At 36.1% G+C, this 19,145-nt stretch carries 19 protein-coding genes; 12 read left to right on the top strand and 7 right to left on the bottom strand.

The window, feature by feature from the left end:
• Positions 1-2 precede the first annotated feature (2 nt).
• The 4 genes from H6W53_RS17025 to H6W53_RS17010 form a co-directional block, all read right to left on the bottom strand.
• Positions 3-1,472: a relaxase/mobilization nuclease domain-containing protein gene (locus H6W53_RS17025; protein WP_185208538.1), complete on the bottom strand. Its 1,470-nt coding sequence runs from the start codon at positions 1,470-1,472 to the stop codon at positions 3-5.
• Positions 1,469-1,819 carry a hypothetical protein gene (locus H6W53_RS17020; protein WP_024565585.1) on the bottom strand — a complete coding sequence of 117 codons (351 nt, stop codon included), beginning with the start codon at positions 1,817-1,819 and terminating at the stop codon, positions 1,469-1,471. The genes H6W53_RS17025 and H6W53_RS17020 overlap by 4 nt, the downstream gene beginning before the upstream one ends.
• 23 nt (positions 1,820-1,842) lie before the next feature.
• A complete protein-coding gene (locus H6W53_RS17015; RefSeq protein ID WP_024565584.1) occupies positions 1,843-2,637 on the bottom strand; it encodes a hypothetical protein in 795 nt (264 codons plus the stop codon).
• A gap of 969 nt (positions 2,638-3,606) precedes the next feature.
• Complete coding sequence (locus H6W53_RS17010; protein ID WP_185208536.1) at positions 3,607-4,911, bottom strand: HlyD family secretion protein; 1,305 nt, start codon at positions 4,909-4,911, stop codon at positions 3,607-3,609.
• Between the two features lie 617 nt (positions 4,912-5,528).
• Here H6W53_RS17010 and H6W53_RS17005 point away from each other — a divergent pair.
• Complete coding sequence (locus H6W53_RS17005) at positions 5,529-5,999, top strand: GNAT family N-acetyltransferase (RefSeq protein WP_024565583.1); 471 nt, start codon at positions 5,529-5,531, stop codon at positions 5,997-5,999.
• Between the two features lie 30 nt (positions 6,000-6,029).
• On the opposite strand, the gene H6W53_RS17000 is transcribed toward H6W53_RS17005, so the two are convergent.
• The gene (locus H6W53_RS17000; protein WP_185208533.1) at positions 6,030-7,100 is read right to left on the bottom strand and encodes a tyrosine-type recombinase/integrase; all 1,071 of its coding nucleotides are present in this window, start codon (positions 7,098-7,100) and stop codon (positions 6,030-6,032) included.
• Positions 7,101-7,344: 244 nt separating this feature from the next.
• Between H6W53_RS17000 and H6W53_RS16995 the strand changes: the two genes are divergently transcribed.
• The 11 genes from H6W53_RS16995 to blaOXA (H6W53_RS16945) all read left to right on the top strand — a co-directional run bounded on the left by H6W53_RS16995 (position 7,345) and on the right by blaOXA (H6W53_RS16945) (position 16,559).
• Complete coding sequence (locus H6W53_RS16995) at positions 7,345-7,893, top strand: GNAT family N-acetyltransferase (protein ID WP_185208531.1); 549 nt, start codon at positions 7,345-7,347, stop codon at positions 7,891-7,893.
• 334 nt (positions 7,894-8,227) lie between these two features.
• A complete protein-coding gene (lnu(H), locus tag H6W53_RS16990) occupies positions 8,228-8,998 on the top strand; it encodes a lincosamide nucleotidyltransferase Lnu(H) (protein WP_077564604.1) in 771 nt (256 codons plus the stop codon).
• 230 nt (positions 8,999-9,228) lie between these two features.
• The gene (locus H6W53_RS16985; RefSeq protein ID WP_003013318.1) at positions 9,229-10,092 is read left to right on the top strand and encodes an aminoglycoside 6-adenylyltransferase AadS; all 864 of its coding nucleotides are present in this window, start codon (positions 9,229-9,231) and stop codon (positions 10,090-10,092) included.
• Positions 10,093-10,266: 174 nt separating this feature from the next.
• Entirely contained in the window at positions 10,267-10,650 is a 384-nt protein-coding gene (locus H6W53_RS16980) for an iron chaperone (RefSeq protein ID WP_058878815.1), read from the top strand.
• 6 nt (positions 10,651-10,656) lie between these two features.
• Entirely contained in the window at positions 10,657-11,010 is a 354-nt protein-coding gene (locus H6W53_RS16975) for a YciI family protein (RefSeq protein WP_058878816.1), read from the top strand.
• Between the two features lie 35 nt (positions 11,011-11,045).
• Complete coding sequence (gene arr, locus H6W53_RS16970; protein WP_058878817.1) at positions 11,046-11,495, top strand: NAD(+)--rifampin ADP-ribosyltransferase; 450 nt, start codon at positions 11,046-11,048, stop codon at positions 11,493-11,495.
• A 214-nt stretch (positions 11,496-11,709) separates the two neighbouring features.
• Positions 11,710-12,240, top strand: coding sequence for an aminoglycoside 6'-N-acetyltransferase AAC(6')-D292 (locus H6W53_RS16965; protein WP_058878818.1), 531 nt, complete (start codon positions 11,710-11,712; stop codon positions 12,238-12,240).
• Between the two features lie 213 nt (positions 12,241-12,453).
• Entirely contained in the window at positions 12,454-13,098 is a 645-nt protein-coding gene (locus H6W53_RS16960) for a hypothetical protein (RefSeq protein ID WP_185208529.1), read from the top strand.
• 236 nt (positions 13,099-13,334) lie between these two features.
• Positions 13,335-14,192: an OXA-1327 family class D beta-lactamase gene (gene blaOXA, locus H6W53_RS16955; RefSeq protein ID WP_069148676.1), complete on the top strand. Its 858-nt coding sequence runs from the start codon at positions 13,335-13,337 to the stop codon at positions 14,190-14,192.
• 155 nt (positions 14,193-14,347) lie between these two features.
• Complete coding sequence (locus tag H6W53_RS16950; protein ID WP_008651082.1) at positions 14,348-15,514, top strand: tetracycline-inactivating monooxygenase Tet(X2); 1,167 nt, start codon at positions 14,348-14,350, stop codon at positions 15,512-15,514.
• Between the two features lie 187 nt (positions 15,515-15,701).
• Positions 15,702-16,559 carry an OXA-1327 family class D beta-lactamase gene (gene blaOXA / locus H6W53_RS16945; protein ID WP_005938297.1) on the top strand — a complete coding sequence of 286 codons (858 nt, stop codon included), beginning with the start codon at positions 15,702-15,704 and terminating at the stop codon, positions 16,557-16,559.
• A gap of 205 nt (positions 16,560-16,764) precedes the next feature.
• On the opposite strand, the gene ere(D) is transcribed toward blaOXA (H6W53_RS16945), so the two are convergent.
• Both ere(D) and H6W53_RS16935 read right to left on the bottom strand, forming a co-directional pair.
• A complete protein-coding gene (gene ere(D) / locus H6W53_RS16940) occupies positions 16,765-17,991 on the bottom strand; it encodes an EreD family erythromycin esterase (protein WP_095073170.1) in 1,227 nt (408 codons plus the stop codon).
• 392 nt (positions 17,992-18,383) lie between these two features.
• On the bottom strand, positions 18,384-19,145 hold a 762-nt coding region (locus H6W53_RS16935), incomplete at its 5' end, for a transposase (protein WP_185208527.1).

Here is a 19,145-nt window from a genome sequence, read left to right as displayed (position 1 = left end):
TCTTATGTTCTTTTTTTATTTTTTCGTCTTTTTCTTAACTCTTCTTCGGCAGGCTCTCTCCCTGTTCCTCCCGACGGTTTGGTGAATTGGAAAATCAGGTCGTCTATGCTTCTATCCAGTTCCTTGGAAAGATTTTCATCTCTACTTTCCGGTGTCAATTCTTTGCTTGGATTGAGGAATTTTTGATAGGCATTCTCTCCAATTAAGTTTTCCAATGAACCCACATAATGCAGTTTGGAGTGGACGGCATAATATTTTCCATCTTCCGATTTTATGAGGTGGACATCCTTGTTATTCTGTGTTTCGACATAATCCTTTACCTCGTTTTTTATGGCGTTGAAAACCTCCCTGTTCTTTATTTTCTTAGACTCGAAAAGCATAAATTCTATTATAGCGTTTTCGGGATTCTGGCGTTTCAGATGCTCCATTAATATTTGTTTTGAAAAACTGTCCGCCAGATTATAGTCCTTTAGACTTTCAAAAAGTTTCTTGTCAATTTTCTCATCGGTCATCTCAAACAGGTCGTCCATCTTCATGATCTCACTTCCCTTGAACACCTTTCCCGATTTGTGATCGATGATGCTGTATCCGAAGGGTTTCTGTCCGTCCTTGTGGTGGAAGACCACATCCAGTCCGAAGATGTCCCGCAATTTTTTCTGGAGCTCGCTCTCGAACTCTATCTTGGGTTTCCAATGGTCCCTGTGCCTTTCTTCCGGTAGCAGTGATTCCTGCGCCCTTCTGTCCTCTACCTTGAAGACTTTATTGGAACAGAGGTCTTTGTATTTGCTCAAAATGGCTTTCAACTGCCTCTTTCGTCCGTTATCCGAATTGGGGGTAAAACTGATTTGGTTGCCGTAGATGGTTTTAAGTTTTACCCCGTTCTTCAGAATGGAAAAGTCATTTTCATCATTTGTGTCTTTAGTTAGTTTGAACCCGCTTCTTTCAAGCAAAAGCTCCAGTTGAGTGATGGAGTTGAATTGGTAGTTCAGCAGTTTCTCCAATTTTTCTTCGGAACTTACTCCGTATCGTTTTTCTAGTGTATCTGCCAATGCTTTTTGGGCTTTCAAGCGTTCGTAACTGTCGTTGATTTTCTTTCCGGTCTGCTTGTCAACCCTTGTGGAGACGATATGGACGTGGTTGTTCTCGGTGTCGCTGTGGTAAACAACTATGAACGGCTGTTTTCCGTAGCCCATTTCCTGCATGAAGTCTTTGGCGATTTCGGTGATTTCTTCCTTGCCATGATTCTGATATTTTGCAGAAATGACGGCGTGGAACTGTGGTTTCTTTACCTTCTCATTTTTTGAAATGGATTTGAAGTAGTCCCGAACCTGCTCCGGACTGCTTTCCCCATTGATGAAGGAGGGAAAGTTTTTCATCAGCATCAGTTCTCCTGTTCCTTTCTCCATCTTTTTGTCGTTGTACTGAACGCCGTGAAAATCCGAGCCTGAAGCAGGAATAATCTTGACAATCATTTTGCGAGCATTTCATAGATCTTTTCGAAGATTTGGTTTTGCTGCTTCTTCAATTTGGCGATTTCTGAAAGCTTTGCGGTGAAGTTTTTCAGTTCTGATTCCGAAATAAACTTTTGTCCGTTTGCAATTTTCGCTACCTGGTTGATGTTGGTCTCTATCTTGATGAAGACGTTGTCTTGTTTTTCAATGAACGCCAGTATCTGTCTTCTTTCGTTGTCTAAAATTCTGTTCTCAACTGATGCCGTCAGTAAGTCGGTCAATGTGAGGTTTCTGTCTTTGCATATTTTTTTCCAGTCCTGTTTTTTGGTTTTGGATATTCTGAATTTTATGTAGTCTTCTTTTTCCATTAAGGACTTTGTTGAATCATCAATTAGGGCAGATAAGGCTTGATCCAGTTGGAATATCCTTGAACTTCTCCGTAGGTGTAGTAGGATGTGGACATTGCGTTTAGGGAGGTTTGCGGAATCTGGATGCTGTAATTCTCCAGCAGGGCTGGAAAATATTGCGTGGAATTTTCCGTATGCAGTAAGACAATCTGGTTGGGAATGTATCCGATGTCGCTGTAGATGCTCGCAATGCTGATGAAGGCGTTTCCCGTAATCGGTGCGGAATCAGAAGACCTGTACATCTGAAACCATACATTTACAATTCCCTGTACTTTTCTGAACAAAACCGCTCCCTTTAGTCCTCCGAAATTTTTGGTTCCGATGGTGTAATATTTTGAGGAGGTAAGATAGGCGTGGCTATTTCCCGAATAGTTTACAGGGGCGGACCAAGTTGAAGTTGCTGTCAGTGCGGCGGTGCTGTTGGGATCGAAGGTGAGTACAATTCTGTATTCGACAGGCTGTTTCTCCTTTGCGAAATTCTGCCATACGTTGCCGTCAAAATAATACATTCCTGATTCTGAAATATTGATGACCTGCCCCGAAAGATTGGAAGCCGGAGCGGTGGCAAATACAACCGCACCTTTTTTTGCCTGTGTGTAAAACTTGTTCGCCAACTGGTCGCCCGTTATCCTTGGAGGAATAATCCCGTCATGATGTGAGGTGTCGTTTGGTTTTCCTACTACATCAAAAGTAGTTTCGGGTGTCTGTGTGTTTATTCCGACCTGCGCATTGAGGTTGATGGCAAAAAGTGTCAGGAGAACATAGAGGGTTGCTTTCATTTTTTTGATTAAAATTTCTGTTGCAAAATTGGGACATCAAATCCGTGAAAACAATAGTGTTCATGGGGCGTGGGCTAAATAAGAACAATTTAGACGAGTTTAGATTCTCCGAAGATTAAAAAAGAATAATTTAGACGAGTTTAGATGCTTGAACCAGATTTGGTGATTAAAAAAAACAAGTTCCGCCGTTTTTTCCCCTTTTGCAAAAAGGCAAGACCGTCTTTGTCCCAAAACTTGAAAAGTTTGTGGGTACAAAGACACATCTTGCAACAAAAGTTTACTGATTTTTTTAGAGGTCTGAAAAGGTTCCTCGAATGGCTATTTTAGGGCTGTTTTGCGGTTTTCTATGAAAGAGTTGCTTTGGAAGGAAAAAAATACGGAAAACAGGCTGATTTAGGGTGTAACTTTTCTACCCACGTTTGCGAGTAGGATGTGGCTGATTTACGCAGGTTGCATGATAACCTGTAGCTAAATTACCCAACTTATTGAAAAAGATAAGTTTATTTGGTGCAGGTTTTGAAGGAAGGTGTGTCTTTTTATCATTGAAATTTTTGTCAGAATGCTTATCGTTTAGGAAAATGAGGATGGGTCTGTTTTACACTGGTTAATTCTGAACCTGTGTCTTTTTTTCGCAGGTGGTTTATTTAGGAGTGCGTATTTTACCAGAAGATTTGGACGATTTACGAGGACTGAAAAATTCTGTAGATGATTTTTTTTCAGATTTTTAGCATTGGTTTATCTTGGAATTAAAAATAATGAAAAAGATTCTCTTGGAAATGGGCTTTTTTACGCGGCTTTGTGATTGGGATGTGCCCAATTTACGCAGGTTGAAAAATTGCCTGTGGTTAAATCAGGCAGGTTTTTGAAAAAGATGACTTTATTTGTTGAGAATTTGCACTAATAATGCACGGAAATCCCTCGTTTCTGTAAGAAATCTTAGCATTAACAATTATTTTTTTAAAAAAAACATCAAGCTTGATACCCCAACAATTTCCTAATTTGATAGAAAAACCTTTCAATTAGCCTTAAATCCTCGGTGACAATCTCGGCACTTCCTTTGAGCTCTCTGTCAAATGGCAACTTTTTCCCAAAAGAAGTCCGCAATCCTTTTGGAAGCAAAACGTCAACATAATAGTTCCCTTTATCATCTGGAGTAAGAGAAATGTTTTGGACCTTGCCTTCAACGATTCCATATTCTTGGTATCGGTAATTATCAAGCTTTACTAAAACCTTTTGATTTGGTTTAACTTTACCGGAATTCACTGATGGAATCAACATCCGACCAACAACTAATTCCTTATCATTGGGTAGAACAGACATCACAATATCACCGGGTTTTACAAATTGGTTCTCGCCCCAAAATTGTTGGAAACTAACTACTCCTTCAGTAGAAGAAATAATGAGATAATTTTGTTCCCATTGTCTCAGTGATTTTCTTAGCTGTTCAAATAATTGGAGCGTTTGGGAGCTGTATGTAATCTTATCTTTCTCAGTATTTATTGATGCACCGCTTTTGGTTTTATTTAGATTTGAAACCGCTTCCTGCATCTGTGACAGTGTAATATTGATGTTTTTTAGATTTTGTTCTGCCTGAAGAAATTTTATTTTTTCATTTTCTAGTTCCATCGCGGCAATTACACCTTGATTGAACAATTCTTGGGAGCGCAAGTAATTTTTTTTGGTAAGATCAAATTTTGTAACTTCTAAGTTCCGCTGCTGTTGTAATGTAGCAATCCTTGCCCTGTATTCCCCAAGACTTTGGTTTGCTGCAATATTTTCAGGAGCATAGGGCTTAAGACGAGTAAAAAGTTTTTCATCCTGCAATGTTTTTGCAAAACTATTGTATTCTCCCTGTATTTCGCCAAGTTTGAAGGTTGATGCCTGTTGAGTAGGGAAGTAGAGAACTTGTGATGATGACATTGAATCAACTATATCTTTTAGAGCTAGAATATCCTTGTAATCAGCAGCTGACTGAAGCACCATCATGACTTGATTTTTATTTACAGACTGATGATCTTTCACTAAAATTTTTTCAATTTTAGAATTTGTTCTTGCTTCAAGTTTTTCAGGTGGATTTTTGGAAGTTACGACTATGGGGGCAGGTATAAACTCAGGATATTTAATTACATAACTCATCAAGAGAACCATCAGGAGAATGACGAAAATTACCGTGTTTCCCCATCGAATCATCCAATGTGGCGGCTGCGTGAGAATATCCTGCACGTTTTCTGAACGTAGTTCAAGATTGTCTAATATGTCTTTTTCCTTTTCCAATTTATTATTAAATTTTAAAATGTCCCAAATACGTCATAACAATATCCAAACTCTTTGTATTAACTGTGGAGCCATCATGAATACAATTATCTGTTGGAGCTATATAGTTGGTCCTTAAATCCTCCGTAGATTTTTTTTTGTAGCCATTTCATGAGTTTTTAAAAGGTTAATAAAAACAAAGTTACTAAAACGGCAAATGGGAAAAGCTACCGGAGGTTTAGTTCAACAGCTAAGTTCTTGTTGCGTGCGAATAACGAACAGTGATACCCTATTTAACGGAAGCTTCGGGAGTTTTTTTTCAGCATTATGGGTTTATCGGCGAAGGATTTTAGAGATTTACAGGGGATTTCTGAAAGAGTCTCTTTTTTGGGCGGTTTACCCGTTTTTAGTTAATTTTACAAAGTTACAGATTTAGGCGGTTGTTAAAGCTGCCGAAGCTTTAGTTCAGCGGATCTTTAAGTTATTAATTTCTTTAAAAAAATAGAAAAATCTATAATAAATCTGTTATTTCTCCAATTTATTTTTGGTTTTAAATTGGATCTATACTGTGGAAGAAGTGATGTAAGCAGGGAAGAACAGTCGATTTAAAAAAATCTATAAATGTAATTGTCCGGCAAATGAGTAAAAAAAACTTGGTTGATATCATAGAATTTTCAGAAGAGTTATCTGAACCAATTAAGACACTGAATTACGAGTGGCTTGAAAAATATTTTCGTATAGAAGAAGGTGATGTTGCATCACTTTCAGATCCCCAAAAGCATATCATAGACAAAGGCGGCCATATTTATTATGCTAAACTCAATGGTGAAATTGTTGGTACAGCCTCACTGTTAAAGAAAAGTGAAACGGTTTACGAATTAGGTAAATTGGCTGTCAGCGACAAAGCACAGGGACACGGTATTGGGACAATATTGATTGAACATTGCTTAAATATTGCCAAACAAAAACAAATAACGATACTTATTTTATACTCAAACACAACGTTGCAATCGGCTATTCATTTATTTAGAAAATATGGGTTTGAAGAAGTTGAACTGGAAAGTGGAGTTTACGAAAGAGCAAATATCAAAATGGAGAAACACTTTTAAACAGGAAAGACCAGCCGTTGTAGAAAAAAATTATAAAGAATCCAGCGGGCTTTTTATCCTGGACTTTGAAAGGTCTGTCACATGCGTGTAGATTTGGGTGGTTTTAATGGAATTATGCCCAAGGAGCTCCTGAATAAAGCGGATATCGGTTCCTGTTTCCATTAAGTGCGTGGCAAAACTGTGGCGCAATCCGTGAATACCGACTTTCTTGCGAATGCCTGCCTTTTCCATCGCCTTCCTAAAAACCGCCTGCGCAGACCGTACAGAATATGCCCCGCCTTCTTTACCCTCGAAAAGGTAAACCTTTGGGCGGTAGCTCAGGTAATATTCCCGCAATTCGGGCAGTAAGCTTTGGGGAAGTACGGCGATGCGGTCTTTTTTACCTTTCCCCTGTTCGATGCGCACCAGCATTTCCGCACTGTCGATATCGGAAAGTTTTAACGCTACCACTTCACTCACACGGAGCCCCATGCCGTAACATATTTTCAGAACAAGTGAATGTTTGGGATTTTCAGTGGCAGCTATTATTTTCTTGATTTCAGCTTTGCTGAGCATTTTGGGAAGGAGCAGTTTTTTCTTTGGGCGCGGAATGTCGAAAAACATTTTTTGGCGGTGGAGCACTTGCTCAAAATAAAACTTTACGGCATTCATGCGGCTGTGGATTTCGCTTTCCGAGAGTTTCAGTTTTTCGTGGCAGTAGAGGAAATAAGACCGCAAACGTTCGGGAGAAAGCTCCTGCACGGGATAACTTTTTAGGATGTAGAGCAACTGTGCAAATTCTATGCTGTAAGTGCGTAAGGTATTTTGACTGTACCGCTTCAGCAGGAGATGTTCCTGGAAACGCTGGAACTCCGGCAAATTGACAAGGTGAATTTTGGAGAGTACTGCCTTGCCGGTTATTTTCTCGGGCAGCCCAAAAAGTTTGCGGTAGTGCCTGTTATCGGTAACATACCATTTTTTTTGTGAGGCGGACCACCGTGCTTTTGTGTGTTCGCGCAGAAAGGAAATGAGCTGCCGGTCTTTTTCAAACTGCACCCAAATAACGTTGGAGCCGTTGTGAGTTCCGGAGGAAAACTGAAATCTTTTGTCTGAAAAATCCATACCACCACTGCGTATTTTTTATATATTAAAAAAAGCTAAAATCAGATGGCGTTGGATGTTATCCGCCGCCAATAATTTAAAATACGCAATCCAAATATAGCTATAAAATATTAATATACAAATACTTAATAAAGATTCAAAAAAAATTAGGATTTTATGATGCTTGATTCATAAATATTCATATATTTGAGTGTTATACGAGATTGCATAAAACAGCGTAACAGAAAGACTTTACAAAAATTCAATGAAATATTTATTAACAAATCAAGAAACAGAAAGATTAAAATTCAGAAAATTAGAACATTCTGATTTTGAAAAGTGGATTGAGTTATTTAAAGACGATTATGTAACCAAAATGCTCGGAATGGACGAATATAAAACACCAACTGAACGATGCGAAAAATGGTTTGAATGGACTTTCAATCGTTATGAAAATGATTTGGGAGGACAAAATGTTTTGATTTCAAAAGAAAATGATGAATTAGTTGGACAATGTGGACTTTTAGTTAGAGAAGTTGAAAATCAATTTGAACTTGAAATTGCATATTCAATTCTTCCACAATATAGAATGCAAGGTTTTGCAATTGAAAGTGCAAAAAAATGCAGAGATTTTGCTTTTGAAAATAATTTTCACGAAAGATTAGTTTCAATAATAATTCCTGAAAACGAAAACTCTAAAAATGTTGCGTTTAAAAATGGAATGAATTTTAATAGAAAAATAGAATATAGTAACAAAAAAATGGATCTATTTCAAATTACTAAAAATGAATGGAAAAGTTGCAACCTCGTATAACATAGTATTTGCAAAAGGCGGGGTTGAATATATAATAGAAAAACCCGATGTATTTAGTCGCAACTTGCTTTTCATATTGTATTTTTTTGTAATTTAACAATCTGAAAAAGCAATTTGCTTTGTTCGGTCGAAATTGAACTTTTCGTCCAATTTAGCCCGCCCTTCGCAAATACTTTTTCCGTTGGCGGTAATTTTACCAAACAGAATGTTGAACATAAAAAAGTATAATCCGATGAAGCTATAAGTAACTGTCCAAAATAAACAACGTAAAACTTTTTCATTGCTTTCGAAAAGTAGTGAAAATTTCTATTATCAACATTTAAAAATTAGAAAAATGACACAGTTACAAATGATTGACAAAACAAAATATATAGCTCAACAAGACGAAAATGTTTCCGCCGTTTTTATGTATGGTTCATTTACCAAAAACGAAGGAGACAAATATTCTGACATCGAATTTTACATCTTCTTGAAAAATAAAGAAAATTTCTCGACAGAAAAATGGGTAAATCAAATTCATCCTTTGGCTTTATATTTTACAAACGAATATGGAAGTGAAGTTGCTATTTTCGAGAATATGGTCAGAGGAGAATTCCATTTTTTAAAAACGGAGGAAATTGAAATTATCAAATCTTGGGACGGAATTGTTGAATTTAGCGATTTTGACCAAATGAACCTAACCGACAAAGATGGACTTTTAAGGAAAACGCTTAATCAAATCAAAACGAAATCGCCTGAAAGAATAACAAATGAAAATATTTTGTGGTTAAGCCAATCATTACTGAATGTTGTACTGACAACAAGCAACTTGATTAAACGAGAAGAATTTGCTCACGCTCATCACAGTTTATCAAATGTGCAGAAATACTTGCTTTGGCTTATAAGAGCAAGAACAAGCAAAACGCAACATTGGGAAAGTCCGACTAAAAGTCTCGAAAAGGACATTGACACGATTTGGTATTCAGCGTATAAAAAAGTAACATCAGATTTAAATCCCAAAAACATCATTTTGGCTTTTGAGAACTCATTAAATTTATCGGAAAAACTATTTGATGAACTAAATATTGAACCCAAACTGAAAGAAATCCTACACAAAATAAGATAAAAAAACTACCGCCAACATCGGTTTTGCAAAAGAGCGGGTTAAGTGGTTAATTCAAGGTTTGTGCATTTAATCCGCAAAACCATTTTTTATTTGCTTTTAAAATGTAAATTAGCAAATAGAAAAAATGGTTTTGCTTAAGTTAGTTCAAAATTGAAAGTTTAGTCTTTCTAATCCGCTCCTTCGCAAAGCCGCAAAACGTTGTACGACATAGTAAAACCGAACCAAACAAAATGAAAGTCAGAGAAGAAAAGTTAAGAACAATTATAGAATGGTCGGAGAAAAACGAAGATGTAAGAGTTCTTCTTCTGACAAGTTCACTTGTAAATCCTTTAGCACTTGTTGACGAATTTAGTGATTTAGACATTGAATTTGTTTTTGAGGATAATACAAATTACATTTCAGACAAAAGCTGGACGCTTAAATTCGGAAATCCAATTGCTATGATTGAAGAAGACGAAAGTTGTTTTAACCATAAACACGCAATGAAAATGCTACTTTATGAAGACGGTGTGAAAGTAGATTTTAAACTTTACAGCAAATCAAAATTTATAAAGGAAACGCAAGAGAAAGAATTACCAGAAGATTGGGATATTGGTTATAAAATTTTAATTGATAAAGATGGTATTACAAAGCAAATGCTGAAACCAACTTATCAAATTTCCATTATCAAAAAACCGTCTGAAAAAGAGTTTCAAAATCTAATAAACGATTTTTGGTGGGACACAACTTACGTGGCAAAGTGTCTTGTGAGAGATGAAATATTCTATGCGAAATTTATGTCGGAAACCGTTATTCGCACAGAATATCTAATTCCTTTAATTGAATGGCACATTGCAAGTGAACACAATTGGAACATAACGACCAATAAATATGGACGACTTTTCAAAAAGTATCTTAACCAGGAAATGTGGGCTAAAACAGAACAAACATTTTCAGGGAGCGATATAAAGGAAAATTGGACTGCTCTATTTTCAATGACTGATTTAGTTTCAGAAATAGGAACTGAATTGTCAAAAAAATTAGAGTACAAATACCCGGATAAATTAGAAAATGACATACGAAAATATTTAGCTGGACTAAAACCCAAAACATAACTACGTCGTACAACATCGTATTGGCAATAGGCGGGCTGAACGGCTTCGTATCAACGGAAGTGCAAAATTCAACTTCTGTTCTTCGATTAAAGTTCAGTGCTAAAAATCCCGCCCATCGCCAATACGCGGCACGTTAGCGGTCATTGTAACGGACGACACAGCATTGAGATAATTATGAATGAAATTGAAGCATACATAAAGCAGTTTCCCGATAACGTTCAGGAAACTTTGCAAAACATTAGGAAGTTAATAAATGACAACGCACCTAACGCAGACGAACTTTTTGCTTACGGAATGCCAGCATATAAACTCAACAAAAAACCATTGGTCTATTTTGCAGCTTTCAAAAATCATATTGGGTTTTACGCAACACCTTCAGGACATAGCGAATTTCAAGACGAACTTTCAAAATATAAACAAGGAAAAGGTTCGGTCCAGTTTCCGCTTGACAAACCAATTCCATACAAATTGATTGAAAGAATTGTAAAATTTAGAGTGATTGAAAACAACAAAAAGGCAAACGCTAAAACAATTTTGACTAAACAGACTGATAACTAAAATAAAATGAAAGAATTTGTATTACTGTTCCGAATGGACATCACAAACGCAGAAGCACAACCAACGCCAAAGCAAATGGAAACCTATATGCAACAATGGATAAGTTGGATAAACGAAATAGCCGACAATGACCAACTTGCAGACGGTGGAAACCATTTTTCACGACAAGGACGAGTTCTAAAACCAAACAACGAAGTAGTTGAAACGCCACACATTGCCGACAACAATTCCATTGCGGGTTACATCATTGTATTAGCAAAAAACATTGACGAAGCGACAAAAATTGCAAAGAAATGTCCAATCTTAAACGGACAAAATACATGTGTAGAAATACGTGAAACAGCAACACCGGGACAATAAACAGACATAGAAACATCTAAAAATAAATTTTGACAATGGAAAAAACTAACAGCAACCAAAAATCAAACGGACACGGCGCGACACCTTTCGCACAGACATATTTTCACGGGACAAGGTCTGACTTGAAAGTTGGTGAGTTTATCGAAGTTGGTTTCAACTCTAATTACGGACAAAGAAAAAATGCAAAATATATTTTCCTTTCCGCGACATTGGACGCTGCAATTTGGGGTGCTGAACTTGCATTTGGTGAAGAACGAGAAAGAATTTATCTAGTTGAACCAACAGGACCAATTGAAGACGACCCTGACTTGACGGACAAAAAGTTTCCAGGCAACCCAACAAAATCTTATCGTTCAACAAGTCCGTTTAAAATAGTTGGTGAAGTTACCAATTGGCAAGGACACCCACCAGAACAAGTTAAAGCAATGAAAGACGCATTAGCAAAACTTAAAGAACAAGGAATTAACTCACTAAATGACGAATAACTTTGACGATAAAAAACAACGAACCGCTAACAGCACCTATACGCAAGCAGGGGTTTAGTGCTTTGTATGACAGTTTTTCGTAGATTTGAAACTCGGTTCTTCGTAGGAATTTCAGTGGTAAAATCCCTGCCTGCGTATAGCTGCAAACCGTTAGCGGTCAGGTAAGGACAACAAAAACTTTCTGGTCGGAATAAATATTTAATATATCATAAATGTGAAAGAAATAACCTTCGAATTCAAACCACTAAATGAAACACAACTGCCAATATTAACAAAGTGGCTTAACTATCCACACTTACAAGAATGGTGGAATTCAGAAGAAATAACACTTGAGAAGGTTCGGGATAAATATCTACCAAGAATTTTAGGTAATGATTCCGCAAGACCCTATATAATCTATCTTGATAAAAAACCTTTTGGATATATTCAATATTACTATGCATCGGAGGGCGACCCAAATTGGTGGCCAGATGAACCTGGACAAGGTGTCATTGGAATTGACCAATTTATTGCTGACAACAAATTATTAGGTAAAGGTTATGGAACGCTGATGATAACTCAATTTATTCATTTTCTGACAAAACAAATTAACATTACAGAAGTACGGGTTGACCCAAGACCTGATAATCATAGAGCAGTTAATTGTTATGAAAAAGTAGGCTTTCGTAAAGTTCAAAATATAATTACACCAGACGGACCTGCGACAATGATGATACTTGACATTACTCTTATCGTAAATGAATGAAAATTTTTGACATTAATAAGATTGAGAAAACCCGAACCGCCAACAATGGCTATAAGTAATTGCTTGTTCTCACCTACTTCTGAAAATCCTCGCGGATTTTCAGTTTGGTGTGTATTTGCAAAGTTTCGTGCTAAACCACGCAACTACTCATAGCCGAGACCGTTATCTGCTATCTCATTAAAATACCGCTAAAAATTTAAATATCAATACTATATGAAAACAAAAATTTATTTTTTATTATTTGCTTTACTAACTTCTTCAATAATTACGGCACAAAAACTTGAAAAAATTGATACTTTGACTTACAAAAAAATGGAAAGTAAAGAAGAAGGTAAGAATTTCAAAATGGGAATGGACATAAATGTGTATGTTGCTTCTGACAAAAATTCTTACAAAGTTGGCGATACTTTAGTTTTAGGAAATCCAACTGGAGAAAGCAGTTCTGCATTTAGTAAAAAAAGAAACTTTAACTACATTTTTTATGGTAAACCAGCAGGAGCATTATTAAAAGGAATGCGTTATGTTGAAGAAGAATATCAAGATTACAAAGTAAAAATTGAAAAAATTCAGTTTAATAAAGGAAGTATGGGACTTCAAAATTATGTTTTCTTTTACGTAAAACCACTGCCGAATACAAAATTCACAATCATTGATGAATATATAACGATAACGATGGTTGATAATGCGATTCAAAAAGGAGAAATTAAACCTTTGCATAGTAATCGACCAATGACCCGTGAAGAAGCAGTCGAACTACTTAAAAAGAAAAAAGAAGAACTTGATCTGGAAATCATAACAAAAGAAGAATTTGACAAATTCAAAGAGCAACTAACGCCAATTATTAAATCAGGAAAATAAAGAGACAGCAGATAACATAGTATTTGTGCAATGCGGGTGTGAATAGATTCTTTGAGAATTCAGTTAACAAAATCCGCAAAAATGCTTTTCATATTTCTTTTTTTTAGTAATTTAGAAATCTGAAAAAGCATTTTGCTCGGGCGGTTTGCATTTCCACTTTCGGTTTGCAGTAGCCCGCACTGCACAAATACTTTTTCCGTTACCTGCAAGCATAAAACAAAACCGTCAAACAAAAAATGAAATCAAGAAATCTAATCTTTTTTATTGCAATACTATCTTTTATTAACGGATGTTCGTCAAGTAAAGAAGCAGACAAAAAATCAAATAATTTACATCTAAACGATATGACTGTACGGAACGACTTCAAAGGCTACTTTGACAGTTGTGGAGTTGATGGCTCAATAGCTATTTATGACGTAGAAGGTCAAAAATGGATTGTATCAGACACGGTTGGAATAGAGATTGAAACGCTTCCAGCTTCTACATTCAAGATTATAAATTTATTGATTGCCCTTGAAACTAATACAATCAAAGATGAAAACGAAATAGTTAAATGGGTCGGAAGTACAGATACAATTAAATATGGGTACAGACCTGAGATTTATCACGATATGCCAGTTAAAGAAGCTTTTGAATCATCAGCAGGTTGGGTTTTTGTTGAACTTGCAAAGAAAATTGGAAAGGATACTTACAAAAAATACCTAACTGAGAGCAAGTATGGGAACAATAATTTGTCTCAAACAGAAGCCGATTTTTGGAATTTTGGAAACTTTGGAATTTCACCTAAAAATCAGGTTGAATTTCTAAAATCTTTATATGAAGAAAAACTTCCCTTTTCTAAGCGTAATACTGACATCGTGAAAAATGTAATGATTACAGAGCAAACAGACGACTATACTATAAGAGCTAAGACAGGTTGGACAAGAGAAAACAATACCAATACAGGATGGTGGACAGGGTATGTTGAAGCCAAAAAGGGGACTTATATTTTTGCAACAAGAATTCTTCAAAATAGAAAAATGAATAGGTCAGATTTCGGTAATTGCAGAAAAGAAATCACCAAAAAAGTATTTAAAGACTTGAATATAATTTAAAAGAATGCCAGCAGGTAACAGCACCTACCCAAAAGTGGCGGTTCAGTGGTTAAATCAAGCTTTGTGCATCTATCAAAGTTTGTGCTTGGTTGACAGTGAACCGCTTCGAAATCGCCACCTTCGGGTAGCTGCAAAACGTTATGTGCCATTTTTGAATGACAATGCGAATAGATACAGACAAACAAATGAATTTACTTAGTGATAAGAACGTTGCAATAATTGGTGGTGGACCCGTTGGACTGACTATGGCAAAATTATTACAGCAAAACGGCATAGACGTTTCAGTTTACGAAAGAGACAACGACCGAGAGGCAAGAATTTTTGGTGGAACCCTTGACCTACACAAAGGTTCAGGTCAGGAAGCAATGAAAAAAGCGGGATTGTTACAAACTTATTATGACTTAGCCTTACCAATGGGTGTAAATATTGCTGATGAAAAAGGCAATATTTTATCCACAAAAAATGTAAAGCCCGAAAATCGATTTGACAATCCTGAAATAAACAGAAATGACTTAAGGGCTATCTTGTTGAATAGTTTAGAAAACGACACGGTTATTTGGGATAGAAAACTTGTTATGCTTGAACCTGGTAAGAAGAAGTGGACACTAACTTTTGAGAATAAACCGAGTGAAACAGCAGATTTGGTTATTCTTGCCAATGGCGGGATGTCCAAGGTAAGAAAATTTGTTACCGACACGGAAGTTGAAGAAACAGGTACTTTCAATATACAAGCCGATATTCATCAACCAGAGATAAACTGTCCTGGATTTTTTCAGCTATGCAATGGAAACCGGCTAATGGCATCTCACCAAGGTAATTTATTATTTGCTAACCCCAATAATAATGGTGCATTGCATTTTGGAATAAGTTTTAAAACACCTGATGAATGGAAAAACCAAACGCAGGTAGATTTTCAAAACAGAAATAGTGTCGTTGATTTTCTTCTGAAAGAATTTTCCGATTGGGACGAACGCTACAAAGAATTGATTCATACGACGTTGTCATTTGTAGGATTGGCTACACGGATATTTCCTTTAGAAAAGCCTTGGAAAAGCAAGCGCCCATTACCCATAACAATGATTGGGGATGCCGCACATTTGATGCCGCCTTTTGCAGGGCAGGGAGTAAATAGTGGGTTGGTGGATGCCTTGATATTGTCTGATAATCTAGCCGATGGAAAATTTAATAGCATTGAAGAGGCTGTTAAAAATTATGAACAGCAAATGTTTATCTATGGCAAAGAAGCACAAGAAGAATCAACTCAAAACGAAATTGAAATGTTTAAACCCGACTTTACGTTTCAGCAATTGTTAAATGTATAAAATGGAATAAAACGGCACATAACAAACAAATTGGCAATAGAGCCGGTGAAGTACTTCTATTGAACTTTTGTGCAATGTTGAAGATTAGTAATTCTATTCAACATTTGTGCTAAAAGTCGGCTCCATCGCCAATTTGCCAAACGTTACCTGCAAGCATAAAAAACCAAACCGTAAATTCAAGAAACTAATGAAATCAAAAAGTTTATTTTCTTTTATTGTAACACTTTTCCTTATTTATGGATGTTCGTCTAACAGACAAGCAGATGGAAAATCAAATATTTTGGCTAAGAACGACATAAATATACGGGGCGACTTCCAAAATTATTTTGACAGTTGCGGAGTTGAAGGCACAATTGCTATTTATGACATTAGAAATGATAAATGGATTGTATCGGACACAGTTGGATTAGAAATTGAAACGCTTCCAGCATCTACATTCAAGATTATAAATTTATTGATTGCTCTTGAAACTAATACTATCAAAGATGAAAACGAAATAATAAAATGGGTTGGTAGTACAGATACAGTTAAGTATGGTTATAGACCCGAAATTTATCACGATATGCCAGTCAAAGAAGCCTTTGAATTATCAGCAGGTTGGGTTTTTGTAGAACTTGCAAAGAAAATCGGAAAAGATACCTATAGAAAACACCTCGCAGAGAGCAAGTATGGAAACAATAATTTATCCCAAACTGAAGCCGATTTTTGGAATTTTGGAGACTTTGCAATTTCGCCTAAAAATCAGGTCGAATTTGTAAAATCTTTTTATGAAGAAAAATTACCCTTTTCTAAGCGAAATATTGACATTGTTAAAAACGTAATGATTACGGAACAAAATGAAGAATATACTATAAGGGCTAAGACAGGTTGGACAAGGGAAAATAACATCAATACAGGTTGGTGGACAGGGTACATTGAGACCAAAAATGGGACTTATATTTTTGCAACAAGACTTTTACAAGACAGAAAAATGAAAAGGTCTGATTTCGGAAGTTGCAGAAAAGAAATTACCAAAAAAGTATTTAAAGACTTGAATATAATTTAAAAGAATGCCAGCAGGTAACAGGCGTTTGGCTCAATGGCGGGTGACGTGGTTAATTGAACATTCTACCTCGCATCAACTTTTGTGGTGTATTGACAGTTTTGTGCTCCAAAATCCGCCACTGCGCCAAGCGCCAAACCGTTATGTGAAAGAATAAAACGGCACCTCCAAAAAGAAAGTGCCGTTTCGAAATTAAATTTATAAATTCTCAATCCACTACTTCTGAAACAGTTGATTTTTCTATTAGAAAAATTCCGTCAAAAGCTTCTTCTATTTCAGTTTTTAGGCACATCGAATCAAATCGAATCTTATTACAATTTTTTAATTCCGTACTTCTGTTCATTAGTAAACAGCATTCTTTTCCTCCAAATTCTTGCATAATAAATTCAACAGAATCCGACTCTGGAAAATCAAGTGGAAATTTATCAACCCTAAAGCCAAATTGATAATCATTATCAGGATACAATGCCGCAGTTTCTCCACGTAGATTAGTTATTGCAAATGCTTTATATTTTTCTCCAAAAGTCATCGAAAGTCTTTGCCCCATTGGATAACAACTAATAAATCCATCAAAATCTACCGGAGTTTTTTGAATGTGAGCATTGTGGGCAACCAAAATAATCTTTTTACCAAGTGAATTTTTCAAAAACCAATCAATGCTTTCTGCCATATACTGGTCTTTTGCTCCCATATCTCCTTCAATTCCCCTTTCAGTAATGAAACTTTCCATAGCATCAGCATTATAATTCATATAAATCAAGCCTTTAACTTGATGAACTATCGATTGAAATTCTAAACTTTCTAATTTTGGTTGAAGAGTAATCAAACGAATGTAAACTTTTAATAGCAATGCTTTTAATTCATTATGTTCAGCTTCATCAAAAAGCGATAAATTTAACGCAAGCTGAGAAGTCGAATAGAAATCAAATTTCTCAGCAAGATTTAAAATCTTCTGTAAGACATCAGAAGAAACGATTGAAAGTCTTTGCAAATAATCAGATACAATACGAAAGTTTGGAAAATAAGAACCTCCATTTTTAGGAATATCCACACCTAAAAAGGTAATTTGATTATTATTGTCTTGATTATACCGACGAAGCCATAGCAAAGTATCTTTAAACTCATTTGGATAATAAAAGTGTGACAGTAACTTATCCAAATCGTCGAATGGAATTTGTGATTTTATCCACTTATCAACTTCTAATCCTTCAGAAAAACCAAACTCAAATGCCAAGGTGTCAAAATCACATTCAGTTACTAAAAACTCAATAACTTGATGCCTGAATGTAAAAAACTCTTTTATGAAATGTGAGTTTTCGCCTAAACCAACAATTGTAGAAGAATCAAAATATTCTCGAAATCGAAAAAGACTTTGTTTTATGGATGTATTATTTTCCGAATTAAACGGAAAAGTTAAGGGTTTTATATTTTTCATTATTACCTTATTTTAAATTAAAAATTAACGTACCAAATAGCAACCGTCTCAAAAAGACGATTTAATAATTTACTTTAATTTTTAATTACCAAGGCTTGCTGAAATACATAAAATGTGAATTATTTGAATACAAAGATACTAAAAATTCCTTCACATAATAGCTAAGTTTTCGTTGCGTGCGCAGCACGAACAATGAAAACCCTGTTGAACGGAACCTTCGGCAGCTTTTGGTTGGGTATTTTCCCACACTATGGGTTTATCGACAAAAGATTTTTAGAGATACAAGAGACTTTGAGAAGAGTCTCTTTTTTTGTGGGTGATTTTGGCGAGTTTTTCTTGGTTTTATCGTGCTTTCCTTCACGTTAGGTTAACATTTCCCTTACCCAAATCCGCTAAAATGCAGATTTAGGAGCAGGTAAATTTCGGCTCATCTCCAAAAACCAACTTGGCGGACCTCGTAGATCGAACGTGGCAATCGTCACAAGATTTCCATCTTTACAACACGTACATTTCGGCTGAAAAGCTTTTGGCGGAAGCTTTTCTTTGGGCTGGATGCCTAAATTTTGTTGTAGATTTTTAAGTTTGATACGCTTCCAGGTGCTGCTCAAAAAACCATAATGACGGATTTTTACAAATCTTTTCGGTAAAATATGCATCACAAAACGGCGGATAAACTCTTCATGGCTCAAAACCATCTGCTTTTTGATGCCTTTTTGGCGGTAATCTTTGTAAGAAAAAGTTACCGTTTCCGCGTCAATTTTCCTGATTCTCTGGTTGCTGATGGCGATTTTATGCGTGTATCTGCCCAAATATTCTACCACAGATTTTGGGCTTCCAAAAGGCTTTTTGGCGTAAACAACCCAAGACTTTTCCCACAGATTTTGCCTGATTTTGGTATACTCTTCAAAGTTTTTATCTTTTAATTTCTCACAAAATTTAGCCCTGAAAACTTTACTCAAAGCCTTTACCGGAAACAAAAATTTGCCGTCTGAACGTAGATTTTTCCAAGCTCCGCTTTCATCCACTCCACCGCCCGGAACAATGCAGTGCAAATGCGGATGAAGGCTCAGATTCTGCCCCCAAGTGTGCAAAACAGCAATCATTCCCATTTTTAAACCTCGATTTTCACCAAACGTTTGAAGCGTTTCCCAGGC

The organism is Chryseobacterium sp. C3 (genome assembly GCF_014218905.1).
In the GTDB taxonomy this organism is placed as follows: domain Bacteria; phylum Bacteroidota; class Bacteroidia; order Flavobacteriales; family Weeksellaceae; genus Chryseobacterium; species Chryseobacterium mucoviscidosis.
This window is presented reverse-complemented; position numbering and strand designations above follow the sequence as displayed.

Coding starts and splice junctions, on each gene's coding strand:
- H6W53_RS17025 (WP_185208538.1), bottom strand. CDS start 1,472: ATGATTGTCAAGATTATTCCTGCTTCAGGCTCGGATTTTCACGGCGTT.
- H6W53_RS17020 (WP_024565585.1), bottom strand. CDS start 1,819: ATGGAAAAAGAAGACTACATAAAATTCAGAATATCCAAAACCAAAAAA.
- H6W53_RS17015 (WP_024565584.1), bottom strand. CDS start 2,637: ATGAAAGCAACCCTCTATGTTCTCCTGACACTTTTTGCCATCAACCTC.
- H6W53_RS17005 (WP_024565583.1), top strand. CDS start 5,529: ATGAGTAAAAAAAACTTGGTTGATATCATAGAATTTTCAGAAGAGTTA.
- H6W53_RS17000 (WP_185208533.1), bottom strand. CDS start 7,100: ATGGATTTTTCAGACAAAAGATTTCAGTTTTCCTCCGGAACTCACAAC.
- H6W53_RS16995 (WP_185208531.1), top strand. CDS start 7,345: ATGAAATATTTATTAACAAATCAAGAAACAGAAAGATTAAAATTCAGA.
- H6W53_RS16985 (WP_003013318.1), top strand. CDS start 9,229: ATGAAAGTCAGAGAAGAAAAGTTAAGAACAATTATAGAATGGTCGGAG.
- H6W53_RS16980 (WP_058878815.1), top strand. CDS start 10,267: ATGAATGAAATTGAAGCATACATAAAGCAGTTTCCCGATAACGTTCAG.
- H6W53_RS16975 (WP_058878816.1), top strand. CDS start 10,657: ATGAAAGAATTTGTATTACTGTTCCGAATGGACATCACAAACGCAGAA.
- arr (WP_058878817.1), top strand. CDS start 11,046: ATGGAAAAAACTAACAGCAACCAAAAATCAAACGGACACGGCGCGACA.
- H6W53_RS16960 (WP_185208529.1), top strand. CDS start 12,454: ATGAAAACAAAAATTTATTTTTTATTATTTGCTTTACTAACTTCTTCA.
- blaOXA (WP_069148676.1), top strand. CDS start 13,335: ATGAAATCAAGAAATCTAATCTTTTTTATTGCAATACTATCTTTTATT.
- H6W53_RS16950 (WP_008651082.1), top strand. CDS start 14,348: ATGACAATGCGAATAGATACAGACAAACAAATGAATTTACTTAGTGAT.
- blaOXA (WP_005938297.1), top strand. CDS start 15,702: ATGAAATCAAAAAGTTTATTTTCTTTTATTGTAACACTTTTCCTTATT.